Below are 18,066 nucleotides of genomic sequence, written 5' to 3'. Positions count from 1 at the left end.
CATTTCCGGTTTCCCGGCCTTTGCCGAATCATTACCGCAGATCGCTCAACCGTTCGAGGGGACGCTGCGTCAACGCGGGAGACGCGTACGAGGACGGCGGGCCCGGCCGCATACCCTCGTACGCATGCCCTCCCGCGCCCCCGCCCTCCCCCACGCCCGGCCCCGGTCGAGGAGTGGGGCCCCCGTCGTGGGCACGGTCACGCGCGGGACGACGAATCCGAACCGGCTGCGCCGCATGGACCGCTGGATCGCCGCCACGCACGGCGCCGAGCTGCGGCGCGCCGCCGACCCCGTCGCCGTGGACCTCGGCTACGGCGCGGCCCCCTGGACGGCCGTCGAGCTGCTGCACCGTCTGCGCACGGTCACGCCGCACGCGCGTGTGGTGGGAGTCGAGATCGACCCGGCGCGCGTGGCGGCGGCCGAGCCGTACGCGCGCGCGGGGCTGGTCTTCCGGCACGGCGGCTTCGAGGTCCCCCTCTCCCGCCGGCCCCATCTCATCCGCGCGGCGAACGTGCTGCGCCAGTACGACGAGACGGAGGTCGCCGCCGTCTGGCAGCGGCTGTGCGCGCGGCTCGCGCCGGCGTCGGAGCACTCGCGCGGTGGGCTCCTGGTCGAGGGGACCTGCGACGAGATCGGGCGCCGGCACGTGTGGGTGGCGCTCGGGCCGGAGGGGCCGCGCACGGTGACCTTCGCGACCCGGCTGGGCTCCCTCGACCGCCCCTCCGACCTGGCCGAGCGCCTGCCCAAGGCACTCATCCACCGCAATGTCCCCGGCGAGCCGGTGCACGCCTTTCTGCGCGACTTCGACCGCGCCTGGGCCGCCGCCGCGCCCTACGCCTCCTACGGCGCCCGCCAGCGCTGGATTCGGGCGGTGCGGGACCTGGCGGCCGACTGGCCGGTGACGGACGGCCCGGCACGGTGGCGCCAGGGCGAAGTGACGGTGCGCTGGGAGGCGTTGGCTCCGCGCGGCTGAGCAAGTACCCGTCACGCGGCTGCGCCGGTGCCAGGCCCGGCGTGCCGGGAACGATCTCCGTGCGGCGTTCGTCACACAGCGGGGGAATCGTCGTGCCCGGAGGCAGACGGGGGAAAGCAGCAGAGAAGCGCGGGAAGGTGCGGGAAGGAGAACCTCTGTCGCTTTCCGCGCCGGCATGGCACGATCCCCCCGGACGGCCTAAGTTACTGACGGTTAATCAGTTTGGGGGCGAGGTATGCGTACGGGGATGCACGGCTGGACGACCGCTGCCGTGACCGTGGTCTGCGCGGTCACCGTGCTCGCGGCACCGGGCACGGCGTTCGCGGATCCCGGACCCACCCCCTCACCGGGCAGCTCCAGCGCCTCCCCGGCCCCGACCGCCACGCCCGGCAAGGACCTGGAAGCCGTCCGCAAGAAGCTCGACACGCTCTACCGCGCGGCGGCCTCGGCCACGGACGAGTACAACGCGGCGCAGGAGAAGGCGGAGAAGCAGTCCGCCGAGCTCGTCGAACTGGCCAAGAAGATCGTCAAGGGCCAGGAGAAGCTGGACGCCCTGAAGGACCGCGCGGGTGCCGCGGCCCGCGCCCAGTACCGCACCGGCGGCATGCCCGACGAGGCGAAGCTGATGCTGAGCGAGGACCCCGAGGACTTCCTCGCCGGCACCGACCGGGTGGTCCAGGGCCAGCGCGCCACCAAGGGCCTGCTCGGCGAGCTGACCCGCGCCCAGGAGGACCTGAAGACGTACCAGGCGGACGCCACCGCCCGCTTCCGCACGCTAGAGGAGAACCGCAAGGCCAAGGCCACCGCCCAGAAGAAGGTCGAGAAGCAGATCTCGGCGGCCGAGAAGCTGGAGTCCGAGCTGGAGAAGGAGGAGAAGGAGCGCCTCGCCCGGCTGGAACGGGAGGCGCAGGCCCGGGCCCAGACCGCCTGGCTCGGCTCCGGCATCCTCGAGGACCTCGACGCCAAGGCGACCGAGCAGGGCAAGAAGGCGGTCGCGTACGCCACCGCCCAGGTCGGAAAGCCGTACCAGTGGGGCGCCGAGGGCCCGGCGGCCTACGACTGCTCCGGCCTGACCTCACAGGCCTGGGTCGCGGCCGGGCAGGCCATCCCGCGCACCTCGCAGCAGCAGTGGAAGCAGCTGAAGCGCGTCGACGTCAAGGACATGCGCCCCGGCGACCTGATCATCTACTTCGACGACGCCAGCCATGTCGGCATGTACGTCGGCGACGGCAAGGTCGTGCACGCCCCGCGTCCGGGCCGCTCCATCACGATCGCGGGGGCCGGCTCGATGCCCATCCTCGGGGTGGTACGGCCGGACACCGGGACGGCGCCCCAGGGGTGACGCGGGCCACGCTCCCGGCGCCGGGGCGTGAAGCGGGCCACGTGACCCAGTCCACGCCGTCGGCATGCCCCGCGTGACGTTCGTCATCCCCGACGCCGGGGCGACGTGTCCAACTGCGGTACGGAACGCGGCATATGACAGTGGCCGATGGCAGCCCGGCGTGTTCTGGACCATTCCGCAGCGGCGCCGACACCCGCTATGGTCCCCGTCGGTGGGTCGAGGTCCCTCGCCCCGCCATGCCCTCGGGGGGAGGGAAGGAAACCAAGACGATGCCCGTACCCGTACCGCGGCAGAGGGCGATCCCGGCCGTGGAGTGTGGTCAGGCGCCCGCCGCGTCCTCCCCGGACCGCGGCCCTTCCACGGAACAGGCCCCGCCCGGGACCAACCCGGCCGTGCACCCCACCAGTCAGCGAGAGAACACCACGGAGAAGCGCGAGAACACCCCGGACCGCCGCGCGAGCATCACGTCCGCGGCCGCCCCCACGAACCTGACGCTGCTGCTCATCGAGGACGACCCGGCCGGCTCGCCGATCGTGCCCGACCTGCTCGACCAGGCGGGCAAGCCGATCCGCGTCCGCACCGCCCGCAACCTCACCGAGGCCGAGCGGCTGCTGACCGACGACGTCCACTGCATCCTGCTGGACCTCGCCCTGTCGGCGACGGCCCCGGCCCGCACCTCCGCCGACGCGGACGGGGCCGGCGAGGGGAACGGCCACGACGAGCTGGCGGCGCTCCGGCACGTGCTGGAGCTCGCGCCCCGGCACGCCGTGCTCGCGCTCACCTCGTCCAGCGACGCCGAGCGCGGCGCGGAGGCCGTGGCGGTCGGCGCCCAGGACTACCTGTTCCGCGACGAGCTGGACGGCCGGCTGCTCAGCCGGGCGATCCGCTACGCCGTCGAGCGCAAGCGGTCCGACACCGCGGAGCGGCGGCTGGCCGAGGGCCGGCTGCGCGCGCAGGAGAACGCGCGACTGGAGCGCGGCCTGCTGCCGACCCCGCTGCTGGAGGGCTCCCCGCTGCGTTTCGCCGCCCGCTACCGCCCGGGCCGCTCGCGCGCCCTGCTCGGCGGCGACTTCTACGACGTCGTCCGCACCCCGGACGGCACCGTGCACGCCATGATCGGCGACGTCTGCGGGCACGGCCCGGACGAGGCGGCGCTCGGCGTGGAGCTGCGGATCGCCTGGCGCGCGCTGACCCTGGCCGGGCTCTGCGGTGACGAGCTGCTGGGCACGCTCCAGCAGGTGCTGGAGCACGAGCGCTCGGACGACGAGATCTTCGCGACGCTGTGCGCCGTGGACATCGCCCCGGACGGCCGCCGCGCCGGCCTGTGCCTGGCCGGGCACCCCTCGCCCCTGGTCGCCGGTCCGGGCAGGCCCGCACGGCTGCTGCCCTACGACAACAACGGCCCGGCGCTCGGTCTGCTGCCGGGCGCCCGCTGGCCGCGCATGCAGGTGGAGCTGGGCGCCGAGTGGAGCCTGATGCTCTACACCGACGGCCTGATCGAGGGCCACATCGGCGCGGGCCGGGAGCGGCTGGGCCAGGACGGCATGGTGGAGCTGGTCCGCCGCCAGCTCTCCGAGGGACTGCAGGGCGAGGAGCTGCTGCGGGCGACGGTCAACGAGGTCCGCGAGCTCAACGGCGGCGAACTGGCGGACGACGTGGCAGTGGTCCTGCTGGACCGGACGCCCTGAGCCGCAGGGTCCGAGCCGGACGGCCCAGGGCCTGTCCGGCTCCGGAGACAACCGTCCGTCTCAGCGTCCGCCGTTGTACGGACCGTACGGGCCGTCGCTGCTGGAGCCGCGGCGGCTGCTGCGGCCGCCGCCCGGCAGGCCGCGCAGCGCGGGCCGTACGTCGACCATGTACACGATCGTCGCGATGAGCCCGATGATCGGCAGGAACGACAGGATGTTGAAGATCAGGTTCACCACGAAGGCGAGCCCGAGGATGATCAGCCAGAACGGCTTGGTCTTCTTGTCGGCCGCGCGGTAGGCGTCCTCGCGGCGCGTGGCGGCGTCGATCAACGCGAAGCCGCTGAAAACGATCAGGGCCATGCTCAGCAGCCACATGAAGCCTGCGAACCCCTGCATCAGCACAACGTCCACCACCAGACTCGGGTCGTCCTTACGCGGTCACCGTACCCGGAGAACGGGCCGGACACCCTCAGGGTGCCCGGCCCGTGACGTACCCCCGCATCAGTCGCCGGTCACTTGGCGGGCGGCGTCGTCTTCTTGGCGGTGGTGGGGGTGGTGCTCTTCTTGGCCGGGGCCTTGCGGGGGGCGGGGGTCTTCTTCGCCGCGGCGGACTTGTCCTCCGAGACGCGGACCGGCTCCGGCTTGGCCGGCTCGACGGCCACGGCGAGCTCCTCCACCTCCTCGGCGATGTCCTCGATGCCCTCGGCGGCCTGGCCGCGCCAGGTGCGCACCGCCTGCTCGCCGCGCTCGGCGACCTTCTCGTAGGTCTCCCGCGCCTTCACGGCGTACTCGGCGGCGACGCCGACCGAGCGCAGAGCCAGGTCCTGGGCGGTCTCACCGAGCTTCTTGAAGTCGGCGTCGAGGGAGCCGAAGAGCTCGTTGGCCTTGGCCTGGAGGGTGCCCTGCGTCTCCTTGACGCGGGCGGTCGCCTTCTCCTGGACGGCCTTCGGGTCGGTGTTGCGCACGGCCTCGATACGGGACGGGGCCTCGGCGCGCAGCTGCTCCACCAGCACCGGGACCTTCTTGGCCTGCTGGAACGCCAGGTCGGCGGTGCCCGCGGCGAAGTAGAGCGGGGTGGGGTCGCTGAGGGTCTTGCGCAGATCGTCGGTGATGGCCATGGCGATGGTCCTCCGGAAATACGTTCGTCTGAGGGTGGTGGCTGAGGCTCTGTGGTGGTCCCGCGTCCCGGCCGGTACTGGCCCGCTCCCGCTCATCCGGCCGTCTGCTGCGGGCCGGCGTCACTGCCGCCGGCCGTCGGGGAGCGGTGCCCGGATATGGAGGCACCGCCGTCGGGGGCGTCGGCCGCCGGTCTGTCCGGTGCCGTCGCCGGGTCGTCCGCGTCGCCGCCGAACCCGTTCTCCTTGCGGAAGGACTCGTAGATCTGGAGCAGCACCTGCTTCTGCCGCTCGTTCAGCGAGGGGTCGGCGAGGACGACCGCACGCGTCTCCACGTCCTCCCGGTCCCGCTCGGCGTCGAGGATCCCGGCGCGCACGTACAGCGTCTCGGCGGAGATCCGGAGCGCCTTGGCGACCTGCTGGAGCACCTCCGCGCTCGGCTTGCGCAGCCCGCGCTCGATCTGGCTCAGGTACGGATTGGACACCCCGGCGGCATCGGCGAGCTGCCGCAGCGACAGCTGCGCGTTGCGCCGCTGCTCGCGCAGGTACTCACCGAGATTGCCGACGTTGAGCGAGGCCATGCCTCCACGATGCACCACGCCGCTAACTCTTGCAAGCACCGCGCTTGCAAGAGTGCACCTGCCCCTGTCCACCTCCCCCTACCCACCTTTTTGTGCGTACTGGGCAACGCGCCGCCGTCGGCCGAGACTGATGAGGGCGGGCAGGCGTCAGGAGGCGGTGGCCGCGCGGGCGTCGGCGTCGTCGGCGGCCATCCTGTCCAGACGCCGGTAGCCCCAGTCGGAGAGGGGGGAGAGGGCCTCGGCGAGGTCGCGGCCGAACGCGGTCAGGGAGTACTCGGTCTTCAGCGGAAGAACGTCGTACACCCGCCGGTCCACCAGTCCGTCCGCCTCCATCTCGCGCAGGGCCTGGGTCAGCACCTTCTCGGTGAGGCCGGGCACCCGTCGGCGCAGCTCGGCCGGGCGGTGCGGGCCGGACTCCAGCAGCCACAGCAGCGTGGTCTTCCACTTGCCCTCGATCACCGCGATCGCCGCGGTCACTCCACAGACGTCCGGATCCTGACGCCGGTGCACCATACCGCGCCCCTTTCCTTGGCAATTGCCAACAAATAATCATCAGATTACGGGAGTTGAAGCATGTCCGTGCACACCGACCAGTCCACCGCCGCCGTCACCGTCCTCGGGCTCGGTCCGATGGGCCGGTCCCTGGCCGCAGCGTTCCTGGCCGCCGGGCTGCGCACCACCGTGTGGAACCGCACCCCGGGCCGCGACGGCGACCTCGTCGCCCGGGGCGCGGTCCCGGCGGCGTCGGCCGAGGAGGCGGTCGCCGCCGCCCCGCTGACCGTCGTCTGCGTGGTCAACTACGACGCCTCGGACGCCGTACTGCGCCAGGACGCCGTCACCACCGCGCTCAAGGGCCGTACGGTCGTCAATCTGAGCGCCGACACCCCCGAGCGGGCCCGGGACACGGCCGCCTGGGCCGAGCGGCACGGCATCCGCTACCTGGACGGCGCGATCATGACCCCCACCCCCACCATCGGCACGGACGACGCGGTGTTCCTGCACAGCGGCCCCACGGAGCTGTACGAGGAGCACCGGCCCGTGCTGGCGGCGCTCGGCGGCAGCCACACCCACCTCGGCGAGGACGTCGGGCGGGCCGCGACGTACGACGTCGCGCTGCTCGACATCTTCTGGACGGCGATGGCGGGCTACACGCACGCCCTCGCGGTGGCCCGCGCGGAGGGCGTCACCGCCGGGGAACTCGCCCCCTTCGCCCAGGGCATCGCCGCGATCCTGCCGCCGCTGTTCACCGAGTTCGCGGGCGACATCGACGCCGGCACCTACTCGGGCGAGCTGAACCCGATCACCTCGGCCGCGTCGACCATGGCGCACATCGTCCACGCCTCCGAGGCGCACGGCATCGACGCGAGCGTGATGCGGGTGATCGAGGGGCAGGCCCGGCGGGTCATCGCACTCGGGCACGGCTCGGACGGGTTCTCGCGCGTCACCGAGGTGATCGGCCGGAGCTGACCCGCCGCGCGGGGCGTCAGAAGGGCAGGGGCCGCCCGTGCACCACGTCCAGCCGGGACACCGCACGGGTGAGCACCACGTACAGCCGGTGCAGGCCCCGCCCTCCGGGCCCCTCGACCTCCGCGATCGCCGCCGGTTCGACGGCGACGACGTGGTCGTACTCCAGCCCCTTGACGACACTCGCGGGCACCACGGCGACGCGGGCGCCCAGCGCCTCCGCTCCCGCCGCCCCGATGCCGGCCGCGGCGAGGGCCTCCCGCAGCCGGGGTACGTCCGCGTCGGCGGCGACGACACCGACGGAGCCCTCCCGGACGAGCGCCCCGCGCACGGCCTCGACGACCGCGTCCCCGACCTTCCCGGGCGCGGTCGCACGCATCGTCAGTTCACCGTCGCCGCGCAGGGAACGGGCCGCCGGCACGTCCACGTCCAGCCGCGCCAGCAGCCGGTTGGCGAGGCCGACGACCGCCTGCGGCACCCGGAACCCGGTGGTCAGCGGCGTCACGGCCGCGTCCGGCCGGCCCAGGTGGGTGAGGACCGTGCGCCAGGACCGCGCGGCCCACGGCGTGGTCCCCTGCGCCAGGTCGCCGAGGACGGTGAGCGAACCGAAGGCGGCCCGGCGGGCGATGGCCCGGCACTCCATCGGGGAGAGGTCCTGCGCCTCGTCGACGACGATGTGCCCGTAGCCCTCGGGGTGTTCGAGGAGCCCGGCGACCTCGTCGAGGAGGACCAGGTCGGCGGCGGACCAGCGGGCCGACTTCCACGACCGCGGCGTGCGGCCCGTCCACAGCACCGCCTTCTGTTCCTCGTCGTCCAGCACCCCGTCGGCAGCCCGCGCCAGCGCGTCCGGATCGCCGAGCAGCCGCGCGAGGACCTCCTCCGGGCGCACCCGGGGCCAGACGGCGTCAAGGTACGCGCCGACCGGCCGCGCCCGTTCGATCCGGCGCACCCAGGTGTCGGTCCGCGGCCCGCTCCGTCGCTCGGCCTGCTCCTGGACGGACCGCACGATCCGGGCCCGCACCCGCTCCCTCCCCACGGTGTACGGCGGTTCCTCGCCCCGTACGTCCGCCACGACCCGGGCCAGCTCGTCGGCCGGGACCCGCCAGCGGTAGGAGCCGTCCGGTACGGCGAGGGAGTCGGTGGCGCCGGCGGCCACACGGGCGTACAGGGCGCGGCGCAGCACCTCGGCCATCCGGGCGTCGTGCTTGACGGCGGCGGCCCGCTCGCCGTCGGTGCCGGTGACGGGGTGCCGGGCGATCTCCCGGGGGAGCGTGGACTGCCGTACGCCGGTCTCGCCGAGGGCGGGCAGTACCTCGGCGATGTAGGAGAGGAAGGTGGGGTTGGGCCCGAGGATCAGCAGTCCGCCCCGCTGGATGCGCTGCGGGTGGGTGTAGAGCAGGTACGCGGCCCGGTGCAGGCCGACCGCGGTCTTGCCCGTCCCCGGGGCGCCCTGGACGCAGAGCGTGGTGGCGAGGTCCGCGCGGACGAGGTCGTCCTGCTCGGGCTGGATGGTGGCGGCGATGTCCCGCATGGGGCCGACGCGGGGGCGTGCGATCTCCCGGGCGACGATGTCGCCGGCCCGGGACTCGCCCCGGCCGAGGTGCTCGTCCTCCAGCCCGGTGAGGTCGGCCGAGTCCCCGCGGCTGCCGGGCGCCCACCCGAACCGGCGGCGGACGGCGACACCGCCCGGGTCGCCGGCGGTGGCCTGGTAGAAGGCGCGGGAGACGGGTGCGCGCCAGTCGACGACGAGGGGCGGGGCGGCGGGATCCTCGGTGATCCGCAGCCGCCCCAGGTGGTACGTCTGGCCCGCGTGATCGCCTCCGGCGTCCGTCCCGGCGAAGTCCAGCCGTCCGAAGAACAGCGGACCCTCGGGCAGTTCGCGCAGCGCCTTGGCCCGGCTGCGCAGCCGGTGGCCGAGCACTTCGGCGTCGGCACCGGAGGCGGAGACGTCCTCGCCGGTGACGACGTGGTCCTGGGCGCCCTCGACCATGGCGGCGAGGGCGGCGCGGCAGTGGTCGTGGTGGGCGCGTTCGTGGTCGAGGGCGTGCTGGAGGGCAGGGTCGGTCGACGTCATTTCATCGAGCGTACCCGAATATCGTTACCGAGTTACATTCTTTACTCAGTCACCCGCACAGAGCTTGGCCGGGCGAGCCGCGGCAACCCCGCCGCCAGCATCCCGAACGCCCGCTCCGCAGCCGCCACGGCGTCCCTCCGTACGTCCGCCACCCGCTCCCCGGCCGCGATCCGCCGCCAGTTCTCCTGGGCGAGGACCCGCTGTACGGCGATGATCTGCCCGGCGGCCAGCCTGGCCTCCAGGTCGCCGCCGAGGGCGTCGGCGAGCGCGGCCTCCGACCGCTCCAGGTGCGAGTGCAGCCGGGCGACGAGGGCGGGAGTGCCGTAGAGCAGCGTGTGGAAGGCGAGGACGTCGGGGTGGTCGCTGAGCCCGGTCACCGGGTCGTCCCGCTCCAGCCCCGCCAGGAAGTGCCGGCGCAGCGCCTCGAGCGGCGTCGGCCCCTGTCCCGCCACCCGTGCCGCCTCGCCCTCGTGGTCGGCGATGCGGTGCAGGACGAGGTCCTCCTTGGCCGGGAAGTACCGGAAGAGCGTCGGCTTGGACACCTCGGCCGCGGCGGCCACCTCCGCGACGGACACCGCGTCGAACCCCTTCTCCAGGAAGAGCCCGACGGCGGTGTCCGACAGCAACCGGATCGTCCGCTGCTTCTTGCGCTCACGCAGGCCGGGGTCGCTCATGGGGCGAGCCTAGCCAGCTACGCACCGGCGGCGTACTCCCGGTGCCGGTGGGCCAGCGCGGCCATGATCTCCCGGCGGCCCGGCACATCCTCCAGGCCGAGCGGCCCGGCGGCGGCGGTCAGGACGTCGTGCAGCTTGCCGGCCACCCGCGGAAGCGCCGCCCAGCGCAGCCCCGTCTCGTCGTGCAGCGACAGCGCCGCACGGATGGTGTCCGTGTAGACGGACTGCGCCCTCTTGAAGTCGGTGATCACCCGCAGGTCCCGCTGCCAGCCGCGGGAACTGCCGGGGCGGACCGACTCCACGGCCTCGCACCATTCCCGGATCATGCGGTCCTCCTGATCGGCCGGGTACCGCATCAGATAGAGGTGGGTGGCCAGGTCGTAGAGCGGGTCGCCGACCATCGCCAGCTCCCAGTCGATGGTCCACAGGCCCCGCCGCCGGTCCAGGATGAAGTTCTCTCGGTGCAGGTCCGCGTGGAGCAGGCAGAAGGGCCGTTCGGTGAGCCCGGCCACGCTCCTGCCCAGCCGGACGAGCGACGCGTCCCGGACGCCCAGTTCCTCGAACAGCCCACCGAACCGCGCCCGGTTGGCCGCGTAGACCTGTTCCTCGACGAAGACGACTAGGCGCTTCAGGAAGCCGTCGGTGTCTCCGTCCTCCGGGGCGTCCTGGGGCGAGCAGCGCCGCTCCACGTGCAGGGTCTCGGCCGTGATCGGCACCATCTGCCGGAACAGGGCGACGATCTGCTCGAACACCGCGTCCGGCACCCTGCGGCCCCACCGCCACCGGTGGGCGCCGAGCGTCCGGCCCTCGATGAACGTCTGCAGCCCCATGCCCTCGACGTCGACGACGTCGGGCACCCGGTCGATGCGCCCCTTCAGGCCGCGGAGCAGTTCCTCCTCCGACTGGAAGCACCTGCGGTCGAACCACAGGCTCGTGGAGCGCGGCTCCCGCAGCTTGACCGGTCCCATCCCACTCGGGGGTGACAGCACGTACGTCTCGTGGTGGTACGCCTTGAGCGGGCCGACGACCGCACTCTCGCCGCCGCTGATCTCCCTCGCTCGCAAGCGGGTGGTGGACTCCTGCAACAGTGTCATTCTCTGTGCTCCGCTCGCCTTGAAGAAGCCGGTGCGGTGACGGGGTGGGGCACCCTACTTCACAAGCCCGTGTCGTGATGACGCGTCCGCGCCCCGTGCGGGAGACTGCCGCCGTGATCGACACAGGCATCGGACGGGAAACCGTCGACGACCCGGCCGCGCTGCTGCGCGCGTTCGGGTCCGTCCGCGCGGTACTGTTCGACTTCGACGGTCCCGTCTGCGATCTGTTCGCAGGTTCCACCACGATGGACGTGGCGGAGCAGGTCAAGCGGATGGCCCGGCAGTACTGGGGGCCACTCGACCCCTCGGTCGATAAGTGCACCGACTCCCACGGAATCCTCGGCCCCCTCAGGGAGATGTACGAACGATCCGTCCGCAGGCCCAGCGCCCTCCCGCTGAAACTCGCCGAGGTCGCCGTCACCGCCCTGGAGCGGCGTGCCGTGCGCACCGCGGTCCCCACGCCTCACCTGCACGCCTTCGTGGACCTGTTGCTCGCCCGCGGCAAACGCCTGGTCGTCGTCAGCAACAACGCGGAGGGACCGATCCGGGACTGCCTCGGCCGTCTCGGACTGGGACCGAAGTTCGACGGGGTCTTCGGCCGGTCACCCCACGACGCGCGGCTCATGAAGCCGCATCCGGACTGCGTGCACCGAGCCCTGCGCCACCTGGCCCTGCCCGCCGCCGACTGCCTGCTCGTCGGTGACCAGCTCACCGACCTCGGTGCCGCCCGGTCGGCAGGGACCGGCTTCCTCGGACTGACCCACCACGCGGGACGCGCGCTGCAGATGGCGGAGGGGGGCGCGGACGCGGTGATCTCCTCGTACCTCCCGGTCCTACGGGCCGCCGACGAGTTGTCGGCCTGCGAGTAGCGGTGCCGGTGGCGGGCTTCATGGGAGACGGTCTCGGGCCCGAGCCGCCGGCCCGGGCGCCGGGACCTACTCCCCCAGGACCCGCAGTACCGCTTCGAGGGAGCCGACGAGCGTCGGCGCGCCGGCGACCCGCAGTTGCTCCGCCTTGCGGGCGTTCCGCGCGTAGCCCAGGAAGGGTACGCCGGCCTTCCTGGCCGCGGCCACGTCGGCGGGGGAGTCCCCGACCATCAGGGCCTGCGCGGGGGCGACACCCATCGCACCGAGGGCGCGGTCGAGGCAGTACGGGTCAGGCTTGAGCAGACGCAGGTCCTGGGTGCGGCCGTAGATGTGGGGGGCGAAGCAAGCCAGCAGGCCCCGGCTCGCCAGGTACGCGCGCACCACGCGGGGCGAGTTGTTGGTCGTGATCGCGAGGCCGGCGCCGAGCGCGGCCCAGGTGCGGAGCAGGGGGTCCGCGTACGCGGTCGGCCACGCGGTCGGCACGGCGCGCAGTTCCTCGTGGGTCAGCCGTTCCTCGAACTCCGCGACCAGGTCCTTCCGATGGCTGCGGTCGACCGCGCCCAGCAGGACGTGCGGGTCCGGGTGGACCTGCTCCTCGGGGGTCAGCAGGTCCTTCAGACCCAGGCTCTCCAGCCAGTCCACGAGTTCGCCCGCCACCCGGTGGGCCGAGTAGCCCGCGAACAGTCTGCAGACGGGGCCGTCGAAGTCCCACAGGACGACGCGGGCACCCATGACCAGGTCCCGCAGGCTCTCAGACTGCTCGGATCCCCCGGTCCGCCCGCTCACCGGTTCCACCTGATCCATGTCGGACGTCACTCGGAGAGTGCCATGTCCGTGGTGATGGTTTCCCAGAGGGCGTCGAACCACTTCTGCGATTCCTCCACGAACGCCGTGTCCCGGTGGCCCATCCCCTTCAGGGAGGAGAACAACAGCGACTGCGAGCCGAGAGCGTCGTACATCTCCAGCACCCGGCCCTCGTACTCCTCCTCGCGGCGGGTCAGCATGTAGTAGCCGAGGAGGGCCTCTTCGCCGTTGAGCAGGTAGAGCTTCATCGGCGGGGTGAACGGCAGCGCGCGGAAGGCCACCCGCACGTCAATGTGAGGGTGGACCTTCCGCACGCCGCGCAGATTGTTCTGGAGCACGCGGGCCTGGGCGTTGCGCATCTGGAGCCAGCGTTGGTGGACCGGGTCGCCGGCCTCCTCCTCGACCAGGACGGGGAAGGCGAGGGCGATGTCCCGGGACGGCATCAGCACCCGGAAGTCGATCGACTCCGGAAGGACACGGCCCTCGTGGATCAGGCGGAGCGGCTCGCTGAGGGCCATCATCAGCGTCTCCGAGGTGTGGCACACGACGTCGATCTTCACGCGCGGCGCCGAGAACGCCTCCGTCAGCCGCGGGCCGAGCGCCACCATCGTCGGCTGCGGCTGGTCGCCCCGGGCCGGGGTGTGCTCGGCGATGCGGGGCGGACTGCCCTTGCTGACGTTGGTGAGTAGACCGTCCTCCTGGAGCGCGCGCAGGGACTGGCGGACCGCGCCGCGCTCCACGCCGAACTCCTCGGCCAGCTCGGCCTGGGTGGGCAGGCGGTCGCCCGCCTTGAGCTCTCCGCCGCGGATCCGTTCCCGCAGGATGTCAGCGATCTCCTGGGACGAGAGCCTTCTGCTGCGGTTCACCGACACGTTCTCCTGGGTCACGACCAAACGCTACAACTTCGGCCTACCTACAGATAGTTGTTTGAAACTTGTTTACAGGTAGCCGCCAAGTGGGGACAACATAGCAAAGTTGGTTGCCAACTTACCTCAGTTGGCGGACGTTCCCTCTTCCAGGCTTCCGAAAGGGAAAGAGAAATGCCCGTCCTCGCCCTTCTCTCCGCAGTCTGCGTCGTCACCTTCGAGCAGATCACCCAGTGGCGGTACGGCACCACCGGCATCATCGGCCTGCTCCTGCTCACCATCGGCATCAAGGTCAAGAGCTCGTTCCTCAGCTCCGTCGGGGGCGTGATGCTGGCACTCCTGGTCGCGCGGCCCGCACCGTGACCAGCCGCCCCCTCTTGCACCTGCGAGCCTCCCACAACTTCCCGCCATCTTCAGGTAGTTCACCAAAAGATGGTTACGAGGTGTTCCATCCGGACATAACTAAGACTAAGTTGGCAACCAACTTGAGCAACGTGGTCGGACCTCCAAGAGGTTGGCCACCACGGTGACAGGGGGACCACCATGCCGCTCATCGCCATCGTCGTCGCCGCTCTGGCCATCGGGTTGGAGCAGCTCGTGCAATGGAAGTACGGGCCGATGGGCATCATCGCGTTCGTCGCGCTGTCCATCGGGATCAGGGCGAAGAACACCATGATCGGCGGTGTGGGCGCGGTGATCCTCGTGATGCTGCTTGCCCAGTCCGGCTGAACCGACGTACTGCTGTCCGGGCCCCCTTCCGGAGGGGAGCCGGGAGCCGGGACAGTCAGTCAGCACCACGCACGACAACCACAACCACAATCGAACAACGGCACAACAACCACAACTGAAGAGCACGCGCTACGGATGCGCACCCACCGTCACCGGCAGAAGGGAGCCACCTCAGAACAGGTCCGGGCACCAAGGCCGCCTGGACGTACGCAGCAGGGCGTCGGCCACACGGGCGGCGCCCGCTCGTTCTTCCCGGACCCGCCCGAGCGCGGCCAGCCGCACCGCCGACTCGTCGCCCAGCCACAGCGCCGCCAGCTCGGCCACGTCGAGCACGAGGTGGGCGCTCTCGGTGGTCGCCACGCAGGACGCCCCGTCCGCTCCCGCCTCCAGCCGCCACCGCCCGCCGGTGAGCCCTCCCCGGTCCACGACCTCCAGCACCAGCGACCCCTGCCCCTCGTACGACCGCGCCTGAAGCGCCCGCACGACGTCCAGGATCCGCACCCACAGCCAGTCCGCCTGCGTGGTGATCCTCGCCGCGCGCGGGTCGGGCAGGAGGTGCGGGAGCAGGTCGTCGGGGGCCCGCCAGCCGCTCTTCACGGTCGTGATCCAGTCGATCGAGCACAGGTAGCGCCACAGGGCGCGCTCGGCGGCCGGCGTCACGGCCAGCAGCCACTCGACGGTCGCCGTGTTCAGCGGCTGCTTGGCGTCGCCCCAGTGGTCGTCGGCCCGGTAGGCGACCAGGCCCTCGACCTCGCCGTCCGCCGAGCGGTACAGGGCGTAGAAGGGCTCGGTCCACGGGGTGCCGTTCCAGTTGACGACGCCGGTCCGTATCTGCCACCACAGCTCGGGCCGGCTGACCGCGCCCGGCTGGGCCCGGCGCAGCCGCTCGTGCAGCTCGGGGCCGAGCTTGCGGACGTCCTCGCCGTCCACGAGGTCGATCCGGCCGCCGTCCTCCGGGACCGGCCGGCGCGGGTCGAGACCGGCGCGGGGGACGTCGACCGTCCACTCGGTCATGGTGGTGGCGGGGCCGAAGCCGTACCGCCCGTAGATCGGGTACTCGGCCGCGATCAGGGTCGCGACGACGTCCCCGCGGTCCTTCGCCGCCGCCAGGTCCTGCGCCATCATGCGGGTGAGCAGGCCGCGGCGGCGGTGGGTCGGCGTGACGGTGACGTTGGAGATCGCGTCGGCGGGCACGACGGCGCCGCCCACGGCCGTGACCTCCTGGTCGAAGGACCGGAAGGTCGCCACACAGCGGTCGCCGTCGAAGGCGCCGAGCAGCCGGCCCGGCACGAACTCGGCGCGGCGGGCCTCCAGCTGCTCCGCGCGGACGACGGGCGGCCGCAGGAACCCGGTGTTCAGGGCGCGGCTCCAGTCGGGGAACTCGGCCTCGGTGAGGGGGCGTACGTCGATCTCGGTGCGGCGGGTCATGCGCTCACGGTAGGTCGACGACCGCGCCGGCGTCGCGCGGATTTCCGCCGCTCAGAAGGCCGCCCGGATCTCCCCCACCTCGTGGCCGCCGCCCAGCAGGGGCGTACGCCCGATGCGCTCGACCACGGGAGACTCCACGCCCAGCAGCGTCAGCGCGCGGGCCAGGACCGGGCCCAGGGCGCGGGTCGCGCCGTCCTCCACCTTGAAGGCCAGCGCGCGGCCGTCGGGCAGGGCCACCGCCTGGACGGCCTCGGCGCCCATCTTGGAGAGGGTGCCGGGCACCTCCCGCATCAGCCAGGTGTCGGCGCGCCGCGTGCCCGCGACGTACTCGGGGTGCGCGCGCATCGCGTCGGCCACCCGGCGCTCCGCCGAGCCCGGCTCGGCACCGGCGAAGGTGCGGAAGGCGCGGGCCAGCCCGACCAGGCTGATCGCCATCAGCGGCGCCCCGCACCCGTCGGTGCCGACGGCGGCGACCGGCTCGCCCGCCGCGTCCTCCACAACCCTGTGGATGGTTCGCTGGAGCGGGTGGTCCGCATCGAGGTAGGTCTCCAGCGGCCAGCTCCGCTGCGCGCAGACGGCGAGCATCGCGGTGTGCTTGCCGGAGCAGTTCATGGTGACCCGGTCGGGCACCGCGCCCGACGCGAGGTACGTGTCCCGCTCCTCGGGGTCCAGCGGCAGGTCGGCCGGGCACTGGAGCTGGGCCGCGTCCAGGCCGTACTCGGCGAGCATCTTGCGGACCAGGTCGCGGTGAAACGGTTCTCCGGAGTGGCTCGCGGCGGCCAGCGCCAGCCGCTCCCCCGCGAGGTCGAGACCGGCCCGCAGGACACCCGCCGCCTGCATCGGCTTGTTGGACGAGCGCGGGAAGACCGGCGCCGTCACCTCGCCCAGCGCCAGCTCCACGGCCCCGTCGGCGCCCAGGACGACCAGACTGCCCCGGTGCCGCCCCTCGACGAAGCCGGACCGGACGACCTCGGCGAGGACGGGCGGCACGACGGGCGAGAGGGCGGACGTGGGCGCGGACGGGGCCGGCTGTGACGGCTGGGGCGTGGGCGCGGGCATCGGCGGTGGGCCTTCCGGACGGGTGACCCGCCCGGCGACGGCCCGGGGTCACCGGGCCCCCGGGGGCGGGCTCAAGAAACCGCCCCCGGTGTCACACGAGCAGGTCGTCGACTTGTGCTTCCCCCTCACGGTACCGGCGTGCGATTTCCGCGCTGCAGTCGTCGGCCGTGCGCTGGAGCCGCTGCCTGCGCCGGGACACCTGCTGCTCGTACCGCACGAGCCGTCCCATTGCGGTGGTCAGCTCGGCGTCGGTGCGGGCCGTCAGGTCGGACAGCTCCACCTCGCCGAGCATCTCCGCGGCCAGCCGCCGCCCCTCCTCGCTGCGCGGCGTGCCCAGCGTCACATGCCGGGCGGAGGAACGCTGCCGGGCCGGGGCGTCGGTCAGGATCTCCGACAGCCGCTCGACCACGGACGCCTCCACCGCGTCCACCAGGGACGCCGACCCGCGTCGTGTCAGCTCCGCCCGCAGGATGTCGATCCGCCCCTGCAGCAGCCGCCGTACATAGCTGAGGTCGGCCTCCTCCCGCTGGGCGTCCCGGCGCAGCGTGCGCAGCTCCGGCAGGCTCAGCGCGGGCAGGCCGTGCTCGGGCGGCCCCGCGGGCAGCTCCGGGCTGTCCGTGCGCTGCACGGGTGGCCGGGGCGCCTCCAGGCCACCCGGACATGTCAACGCGACAGTCCCCAGCGGCTGCCCCGTACTCGGTGTGCTCATGTGCCTCAACCGTCCCCTCGACCGGCGTCTGGAAGCATCGTGCCACCCCAAGTGGCCGCTATGTGACCGAGTGCCCACGATCGGCCCCAGATGGGGGGTTAGGTAGAGAAACGAATCCCCCACACGGGCCCCCGTACCGACGCCAGGGGGGCGCACGGCATCATGACGGGATGCGTGCAGTGGTGCAGAGGGTTGACGGCGCGAGCGTCGTCGTGGAGGGCGAGACCGTGGGGGCGATCGACGGCGAGGGCCTGTGCGTCCTGGTCGGCGTCACGCACGACGACACCAAGGAGAAGGCGGCGCAGCTGGCCCGCAAGCTGTGGTCGGTGCGGGTGCTGCACGACGAGAAGTCGTGCAGCGACGTCGACGCACCGCTCCTGGTGATCAGCCAGTTCACCCTTTACGGCGACGCCCGCAAGGGCCGCCGCCCCACCTGGAACGCCGCCGCGCCCGGTGACGTGGCCGAGCCGCTCGTCGACGAGGTCGTCGCGCAGCTGCGCGCGCTGGGCGCGACCGTGGCGACGGGCCGCTTCGGCGCGCAGATGCGGGTGTCACTGACGAACGACGGCCCGTTCACGGTGCTGGTCGAGGTCTGAGCCC

At 72.6% G+C, this 18,066-nt stretch carries 20 protein-coding genes; 8 read left to right on the top strand and 12 right to left on the bottom strand.

What is annotated here, in order from left to right:
- Nucleotides 1–187: 187 nt before the first annotated feature.
- The 3 genes from ACIGO6_RS16210 to ACIGO6_RS16200 all read left to right on the top strand — a co-directional run bounded on the left by ACIGO6_RS16210 (nucleotide 188) and on the right by ACIGO6_RS16200 (nucleotide 4,003).
- A complete protein-coding gene (locus ACIGO6_RS16210; RefSeq protein WP_399876085.1) occupies nucleotides 188–973 on the top strand; it encodes a class I SAM-dependent methyltransferase in 786 nt (261 codons plus the stop codon).
- Nucleotides 974–1,208: 235 nt separating this feature from the next.
- Nucleotides 1,209–2,315: an NlpC/P60 family protein gene (locus ACIGO6_RS16205; RefSeq protein ID WP_399876083.1), complete on the top strand. Its 1,107-nt coding sequence runs from the start codon at nucleotides 1,209–1,211 to the stop codon at nucleotides 2,313–2,315.
- 269 nt (nucleotides 2,316–2,584) lie between these two features.
- Nucleotides 2,585–4,003, top strand: a complete 1,419-nt coding sequence (locus ACIGO6_RS16200) for a PP2C family protein-serine/threonine phosphatase (protein WP_399876080.1) — start codon at nucleotides 2,585–2,587, stop codon at nucleotides 4,001–4,003.
- 60 nt (nucleotides 4,004–4,063) lie between these two features.
- Here ACIGO6_RS16200 and ACIGO6_RS16195 read toward each other — a convergent pair whose 3' ends face one another.
- The 4 genes from ACIGO6_RS16195 to ACIGO6_RS16180 all read right to left on the bottom strand — a co-directional run bounded on the left by ACIGO6_RS16195 (nucleotide 4,064) and on the right by ACIGO6_RS16180 (nucleotide 6,212).
- Nucleotides 4,064–4,399: a DUF2516 family protein gene (locus ACIGO6_RS16195; protein ID WP_399876077.1), complete on the bottom strand. Its 336-nt coding sequence runs from the start codon at nucleotides 4,397–4,399 to the stop codon at nucleotides 4,064–4,066.
- A 116-nt stretch (nucleotides 4,400–4,515) separates the two neighbouring features.
- Entirely contained in the window at nucleotides 4,516–5,121 is a 606-nt protein-coding gene (locus ACIGO6_RS16190; RefSeq protein ID WP_399876074.1) for a hypothetical protein, read from the bottom strand.
- Nucleotides 5,122–5,213: 92 nt separating this feature from the next.
- The gene (locus ACIGO6_RS16185; RefSeq protein WP_399876072.1) at nucleotides 5,214–5,699 is read right to left on the bottom strand and encodes a helix-turn-helix domain-containing protein; all 486 of its coding nucleotides are present in this window, start codon (nucleotides 5,697–5,699) and stop codon (nucleotides 5,214–5,216) included.
- A 147-nt stretch (nucleotides 5,700–5,846) separates the two neighbouring features.
- A complete protein-coding gene (locus ACIGO6_RS16180; protein WP_399876069.1) occupies nucleotides 5,847–6,212 on the bottom strand; it encodes a winged helix-turn-helix transcriptional regulator in 366 nt (121 codons plus the stop codon).
- A 60-nt stretch (nucleotides 6,213–6,272) separates the two neighbouring features.
- On the opposite strand from ACIGO6_RS16180, the gene ACIGO6_RS16175 reads away from it, so the two are divergent.
- Entirely contained in the window at nucleotides 6,273–7,166 is an 894-nt protein-coding gene (locus ACIGO6_RS16175; protein ID WP_399876066.1) for an NAD(P)-dependent oxidoreductase, read from the top strand.
- Between the two features lie 16 nt (nucleotides 7,167–7,182).
- Here the strand turns inward: ACIGO6_RS16175 and ACIGO6_RS16170 are convergent, their stop codons facing one another.
- The 3 genes from ACIGO6_RS16170 to ACIGO6_RS16160 are packed head-to-tail and all read right to left on the bottom strand — an operon-like array spanning nucleotide 7,183 to nucleotide 11,005.
- On the bottom strand, nucleotides 7,183–9,237 hold the full coding sequence (locus tag ACIGO6_RS16170) for a HelD family protein (protein WP_399876063.1): 2,055 nt from the start codon (nucleotides 9,235–9,237) through the stop codon (nucleotides 7,183–7,185).
- Between the two features lie 41 nt (nucleotides 9,238–9,278).
- Entirely contained in the window at nucleotides 9,279–9,911 is a 633-nt protein-coding gene (locus ACIGO6_RS16165; protein WP_399876060.1) for a TetR/AcrR family transcriptional regulator, read from the bottom strand.
- A gap of 17 nt (nucleotides 9,912–9,928) precedes the next feature.
- A complete protein-coding gene (locus tag ACIGO6_RS16160; protein ID WP_399876057.1) occupies nucleotides 9,929–11,005 on the bottom strand; it encodes a phosphotransferase in 1,077 nt (358 codons plus the stop codon).
- A gap of 113 nt (nucleotides 11,006–11,118) precedes the next feature.
- Here ACIGO6_RS16160 and ACIGO6_RS16155 point away from each other — a divergent pair, with 113 nt between their 5' ends.
- Nucleotides 11,119–11,874, top strand: a complete 756-nt coding sequence (locus ACIGO6_RS16155; RefSeq protein WP_399876056.1) for an HAD family hydrolase — start codon at nucleotides 11,119–11,121, stop codon at nucleotides 11,872–11,874.
- 66 nt (nucleotides 11,875–11,940) lie between these two features.
- Here the strand turns inward: ACIGO6_RS16155 and ACIGO6_RS16150 are convergent, their stop codons facing one another.
- Nucleotides 11,941–12,687: an HAD family hydrolase gene (locus tag ACIGO6_RS16150; protein ID WP_399876054.1), complete on the bottom strand. Its 747-nt coding sequence runs from the start codon at nucleotides 12,685–12,687 to the stop codon at nucleotides 11,941–11,943.
- A complete protein-coding gene (locus ACIGO6_RS16145) occupies nucleotides 12,684–13,568 on the bottom strand; it encodes a winged helix-turn-helix domain-containing protein (protein WP_399876052.1) in 885 nt (294 codons plus the stop codon). Before ACIGO6_RS16145 ends, ACIGO6_RS16150 begins: the two co-directional genes overlap by 4 nt.
- A 147-nt stretch (nucleotides 13,569–13,715) precedes the next feature.
- Here ACIGO6_RS16145 and ACIGO6_RS16140 point away from each other — a divergent pair, with 147 nt between their 5' ends.
- Both ACIGO6_RS16140 and ACIGO6_RS16135 read left to right on the top strand, forming a co-directional pair.
- Nucleotides 13,716–13,904, top strand: coding sequence for a hypothetical protein (locus ACIGO6_RS16140; RefSeq protein ID WP_399876049.1), 189 nt, complete (start codon nucleotides 13,716–13,718; stop codon nucleotides 13,902–13,904).
- 180 nt (nucleotides 13,905–14,084) lie between these two features.
- Complete coding sequence (locus ACIGO6_RS16135) at nucleotides 14,085–14,270, top strand: hypothetical protein (RefSeq protein WP_399876047.1); 186 nt, start codon at nucleotides 14,085–14,087, stop codon at nucleotides 14,268–14,270.
- A gap of 171 nt (nucleotides 14,271–14,441) precedes the next feature.
- Here ACIGO6_RS16135 and ACIGO6_RS16130 read toward each other — a convergent pair whose 3' ends face one another.
- From ACIGO6_RS16130 to ACIGO6_RS16120, 3 genes are all read right to left on the bottom strand, one after another.
- The gene (locus ACIGO6_RS16130; protein WP_399876044.1) at nucleotides 14,442–15,698 is read right to left on the bottom strand and encodes a GNAT family N-acetyltransferase; all 1,257 of its coding nucleotides are present in this window, start codon (nucleotides 15,696–15,698) and stop codon (nucleotides 14,442–14,444) included.
- 51 nt (nucleotides 15,699–15,749) lie between these two features.
- Nucleotides 15,750–16,757 (bottom strand): asparaginase, encoded by a 1,008-nt coding sequence (locus ACIGO6_RS16125; RefSeq protein ID WP_399876041.1) that lies wholly within the window; start codon nucleotides 16,755–16,757, stop codon nucleotides 15,750–15,752.
- Between the two features lie 91 nt (nucleotides 16,758–16,848).
- Nucleotides 16,849–17,466, bottom strand: a complete 618-nt coding sequence (locus ACIGO6_RS16120) for an aerial mycelium formation protein (RefSeq protein WP_399876039.1) — start codon at nucleotides 17,464–17,466, stop codon at nucleotides 16,849–16,851.
- A 170-nt stretch (nucleotides 17,467–17,636) separates the two neighbouring features.
- On the opposite strand from ACIGO6_RS16120, the gene dtd reads away from it, so the two are divergent.
- Nucleotides 17,637–18,062: a D-aminoacyl-tRNA deacylase gene (dtd, locus tag ACIGO6_RS16115; RefSeq protein WP_399876037.1), complete on the top strand. Its 426-nt coding sequence runs from the start codon at nucleotides 17,637–17,639 to the stop codon at nucleotides 18,060–18,062.
- The last annotated feature ends 4 nt before the right edge of the window (nucleotides 18,063–18,066 follow it).

It is taken from the genome of Streptomyces sp. NPDC053750 (assembly GCF_044544295.1).
Taxonomy (GTDB): Bacteria; Actinomycetota; Actinomycetes; order Streptomycetales; family Streptomycetaceae; genus Streptomyces.
Note: the sequence above shows the minus strand (reverse complement) of the source record. Positions and strands in the feature narration are given on the sequence as shown.

Bases quoted from the DNA above. Each gene is read 5' to 3' on its own strand.
- ACIGO6_RS16185 (WP_399876072.1), bottom strand. From the start codon at position 5,699: ATGGCCTCGCTCAACGTCGGCAATCTCGGTGAGTACCTGCGCGAGCAG.
- ACIGO6_RS16190 (WP_399876074.1), bottom strand. From the start codon at position 5,121: ATGGCCATCACCGACGATCTGCGCAAGACCCTCAGCGACCCCACCCCG.
- ACIGO6_RS16175 (WP_399876066.1), top strand. From the start codon at position 6,273: ATGTCCGTGCACACCGACCAGTCCACCGCCGCCGTCACCGTCCTCGGG.
- ACIGO6_RS16140 (WP_399876049.1), top strand. From the start codon at position 13,716: ATGCCCGTCCTCGCCCTTCTCTCCGCAGTCTGCGTCGTCACCTTCGAG.
- ACIGO6_RS16125 (WP_399876041.1), bottom strand. From the start codon at position 16,757: ATGCCCGCGCCCACGCCCCAGCCGTCACAGCCGGCCCCGTCCGCGCCC.
- ACIGO6_RS16170 (WP_399876063.1), bottom strand. From the start codon at position 9,237: ATGACGTCGACCGACCCTGCCCTCCAGCACGCCCTCGACCACGAACGC.
- ACIGO6_RS16205 (WP_399876083.1), top strand. From the start codon at position 1,209: ATGCGTACGGGGATGCACGGCTGGACGACCGCTGCCGTGACCGTGGTC.
- ACIGO6_RS16180 (WP_399876069.1), bottom strand. From the start codon at position 6,212: ATGGTGCACCGGCGTCAGGATCCGGACGTCTGTGGAGTGACCGCGGCG.
- ACIGO6_RS16165 (WP_399876060.1), bottom strand. From the start codon at position 9,911: ATGAGCGACCCCGGCCTGCGTGAGCGCAAGAAGCAGCGGACGATCCGG.
- ACIGO6_RS16130 (WP_399876044.1), bottom strand. From the start codon at position 15,698: ATGACCCGCCGCACCGAGATCGACGTACGCCCCCTCACCGAGGCCGAG.
- ACIGO6_RS16120 (WP_399876039.1), bottom strand. From the start codon at position 17,466: ATGAGCACACCGAGTACGGGGCAGCCGCTGGGGACTGTCGCGTTGACA.
- dtd (WP_399876037.1), top strand. From the start codon at position 17,637: ATGCGTGCAGTGGTGCAGAGGGTTGACGGCGCGAGCGTCGTCGTGGAG.
- ACIGO6_RS16135 (WP_399876047.1), top strand. From the start codon at position 14,085: ATGCCGCTCATCGCCATCGTCGTCGCCGCTCTGGCCATCGGGTTGGAG.
- ACIGO6_RS16200 (WP_399876080.1), top strand. From the start codon at position 2,585: ATGCCCGTACCCGTACCGCGGCAGAGGGCGATCCCGGCCGTGGAGTGT.
- ACIGO6_RS16160 (WP_399876057.1), bottom strand. From the start codon at position 11,005: ATGACACTGTTGCAGGAGTCCACCACCCGCTTGCGAGCGAGGGAGATC.
- ACIGO6_RS16195 (WP_399876077.1), bottom strand. From the start codon at position 4,399: ATGCAGGGGTTCGCAGGCTTCATGTGGCTGCTGAGCATGGCCCTGATC.